Raw genomic sequence first — 3892 nt, forward strand, 5'->3', positions numbered from 1 at the left:
TCGCCCGTACGCCCGGCAGCGGCTGCGGTTCCTTGTCCTGGGCGGCGCGGGCCGCGCGGGTGGCGCTGCGGCGGGACAGGGCGTCGATCACCGTCCGCTCGCCCCGGCCGCGCAGCAGGAGCAGCACGAACGGGTCGGCGTCGAGCAGCCGGGCGGTCTGGTAGCACAGGGCGGCGGCGTGCTTGCAGGGGTGGCCCCGGTCGGGGCAGCTGCAGTGCGGATCGAGGTCGCCGGGGCCGGGCAGCAGGGGGACGCCGCAGTCGGCGAGCGACTGGGGCATCTCCTTGTCCAGCAGGGCCGCGATGTGCCCCGGCCGGTCGGCCGCGGCGTCCAGGAACCGCTCCCAGTCGGCGTCCGAGAACGTACGCAAGCGCACCTGTACGCGGTACGGCCGGGGACGGCTCCCTTGGACATAGGCGAGCACGAGCCCCGGGGTCACCGTGATCGCGTCGACGTTCCCCTGCTCCGCGTACCCCCGCCCCCGCGCCAGCCGCGCGGCATCCAGGGCACCCTCCTCCAGCGCGGTGACCCAGGCGTTGCCCCACCAGGTCTCGGCGAATGTCTCACTGCCCGAGGAGCGGGGCGGGAAGGCGGGGAAGGTGCGACGGAGGTCGGAGTCGCGGGCGGGGGCGGCCATGGACCGTGGGGCGGCGGCCTGCCGGGCTCCGGACGAGCCGGAGGGGCCTGTGGGGGCAGTGGGGGCGGTGCGGGCTGAGCTCGAACGGACCTCGCTGCTCGTAGGGACGTTGTCGTCGGTGCCCCTGTCCGGCGCGTCCGCGGCGTCGGGCATGCGGAAGGCGTCGGCGAGCATGTCCCGCACCGCACGCGCCCGTACCTCGGCTTCGGCACGGTCGGCCCCCGCCGTACGGGGCATCCGTGACGGGGCCGGAGGCGTGGACCTCCTGCGCTGCTTCGTGTCGCCGGCGCCATGCCGCTCGGCCGCTGCGCGCGCCCGCTGTGCCTCCGCCCGGGCCGACCGCAGCGCCTCCCGCGCGAGGTCACCGGGCCGGTGTACGGGATGCCCGCCCTTCCCTCCGTCCTGGCCTCCTCCGAGGGCGTCGGGCGCGTTCCGAGCTTCGGCCGGGGTGCCACCGTCGTCGGGAGTCACCGCAGGGGTGTCGCCGGTAGCCGTCAGCTCGTCCGTCGCCGCCTCGCCGCTCCCCGCCCCCTGGCCGCTTCGCGCTCGCAGCGCCTGGCGCAGAGCCTCGCGGGCCGCTTCGGCGGGGCCCTGCTGCCCGGGCGCCGGATTCCCCGTCGGCTGACGCGGCTCGGTGTTCTCCCGCTCCCGCGCCGCGCGCAGTGCCTCGCGGGCCTGGTCCGAGGGGCGGGGGGTCATGAGGGGCTCCGGAGGGAGACGAGGTCGGAGAGTTCGCGGTCGGTCAGTTCGGTGAGGGCGGACTCGCCGGAGCCGAGGATCGCGTCGGCGAGGGCGCGCTTGGAGTGGAGCATCTCGGCGATGCGGTCCTCGACGGTGCCCTCGGTGATGAGGCGGTGGACCTGGACCGGCTGGGTCTGGCCGATGCGGTAGGCGCGGTCGGTGGCCTGCTCCTCGACCGCCGGGTTCCACCAGCGGTCGAAGTGGACGACGTGGCCCGCGCGGGTCAGGTTCAGGCCGGTGCCGGCGGCCTTGAGGGAGAGGACGAGGACCGGGGTGGCCCCGCTCTGGAAGCGGTCCACCATGCGTTCGCGCTCGGGTACCGGCGTACCGCCGTGCAGCAGGTCGACCGGGACCGCGCGCTCCGTCAGGTGGGTGGTGATCAGGCGGGCCATGCCGACGTACTGGGTGAAGACGAGGGCGGAGCCGTCCTCGGCGAGGAGGGTGTCCAGCAGTTCGTCGAGGAGGGCGAGTTTGCCCGAGCGGGCCGCGAGCCGGTCCGGGCCGGCGCCCGAGTGGTCCTCCTTGAGGTACAGCGCGGGGTGGTCGCAGATCTGCTTCAGCGAGGTCAGCAGCTTCAACACCAGGCCCCGTCGGCCCATGCCCTGGGCGGTCTCGATGGCGAGCATCGACTCGCGCACCACCGCCTCGTACAGCGCGACCTGTTCACGGGTGAGCGGGACGGGGTGGTCCGTCTCGGTCTTGGGCGGCAGTTCGGGGACGATCCCGGGGTCGGACTTCTTGCGGCGCAGCAGGAAGGGGCGCACCAGCCGGGCGAGGCGCCGCACGGCCTCCTCGTCCTCGCCGGTCTCCACCGCGCGCGCGTGCCGGGCGCGGAAGGACTTCAGCGGGCCGAGCAGGCCGGGGGTGGTCCAGTCGAGGAGGGCCCACAGTTCGGAGAGGTTGTTCTCGACGGGTGTGCCGGTCAGGGCCACGCGCGCGGGTGCGGGAATCGTGCGCAGCGCCTTCGCCGTCGCCGAGTGGGGGTTCTTGACGTGCTGTGCCTCGTCGGCGACGAGCATGCCCCAGCGCTGGGCGGCCAGGGTGGGCGCGGCCGAGCGCATCGTGCCGTAGGTGGTGAGGACGAAGCCGCCGTCCAGATCGTCCAGAGTGCGGTCCGGGCCGTGGAAGCGGCGTACGGGGACACCGGGCGCGAACCGGGTGATCTCCCGCTGCCAGTTGCCGAGCAGCGAGGCGGGGCAGACGACCAGGGTCGGTTCCGTGCGGGCGCGTTTCAGGTGCAGCGCGATGAGGGTGATGGTCTTGCCGAGGCCCATGTCGTCGGCGAGGCAGCCCCCGAGTCCGAGGGAGGTCATCAGGTCGAGCCAGGCCAGGCCCCTGAGCTGGTAGTCGCGCAGGGTGGCGGCGAGGCCGGGCGGCGGTTCGGCGGGGCGCACTCCGGCGGTGAGGCGGTCGCGGAGGGCGGCCAGCGTGCCGACCGGCACCGCCTCGACCGTCTCGCCGTCGACCTCCGCGCTGCCGGTGAGCGCGACGGACAGCGCGTCGACCGGGTCGAGCAGGCCCAGGTCCCGTTTGCGGGCCTTGCGCACGAGCGCCGGGTCGACGAGCACCCACTGGTCGCGCAGCCGCACGATCGGACGGTGCGCCTCGGCGAGCGCGTCCATCTCCGCGTCGGTGAGCGGGTCCCCGCCGAGCGCGAGCTGCCAGCCGAAGCGCAGCAGGTCCTCGCTCTCGAAGAAGCCGGTGCCGTCCTTCGCCGAACCGGGGGCCGGGCGGACCACCGCCGTGGCGGTGAGGTCCTGGGCGAGGTCGCGCGGCCAGTGCACGCCGACCCCGGCCGCGGCGAGCCGCGTCGCCGCCACGCCCAGCAGCTCGGACAACTCCTCCTCGGACAGGGCCAGCACATCGGGCACGTCCTGGTCGGAGAGCCGGTCCAGCGGTGGCCAGACGCGGGCCGCCCGGCGGACCGCGAGAGCGGTGTCGACCCGCGCGCGGGGGCCGAACGCGCTGTCGGCCTCCCCCGCCCACAGGGCCGCCGCGTCGGCCACCAGGGTGGGGTCGGCGAGGCTGTGCACCTGCACGATCGCCGCGCCCGCACTGCGCGCACCGGCGGACGCACCCTCGGCCTCGGCTCCGTCGGAGTCGAAGAGGTCGTACGCGGAGAGGTCGAGGCGCAGCGAGATCCGCACACCCGCGTCCATGCCGGCGGCCACCTCGGCGGCCCAGTCACGCGCGTGCGGCAGCCGCTGGGGCGCTCGCGCCGCGAACGGCAGCCCGGAGGCGTAGGGCGCGGCCGGGGTGCGGGGCAGCGTGTCGGCGACGGCGTCCAGGAAGGCGCGCACCAGCGCCTCCGGCCGGGGCAGGCGGAGAGGGCCGGATCCCGGCAGCGGCACGGCGTGGCCCTCGTACGGCAGGGCGGCGGCGACGGCACGCAGATGCGCCACGTCGGCCGGGTCGAGCGGGCCGGCGCGCCAGGCGTCGTGTTCCGTGGCCGTGAGACCGGGAAGCAGCCTGCCGCGCGCGGTGAGCCGCAGCGCGTGCAGCGCGGCCGCGCCC

At 75.6% G+C, this 3892-nt stretch carries 2 protein-coding genes; both read right to left on the reverse strand.

Annotation, left to right across the window (positions count from 1 at the left end; all coding sequences use genetic code 11):
- A partial coding sequence (locus tag N4P33_RS33615; protein WP_260830718.1) for an SWIM zinc finger family protein occupies nt 1-1336 on the reverse strand: 1336 nt, incomplete at its 3' end.
- Nucleotides 1333-3892: DEAD/DEAH box helicase (locus N4P33_RS33620; protein ID WP_260830719.1), on the reverse strand; the 2560-nt coding region annotated here is incomplete at its 5' end. The genes N4P33_RS33620 and N4P33_RS33615, both read right to left, overlap by 4 nt.

It is taken from the genome of Streptomyces sp. 15-116A, from assembly GCF_025290915.1.
Taxonomy (GTDB): Bacteria; Actinomycetota; Actinomycetes; order Streptomycetales; family Streptomycetaceae; genus Streptomyces.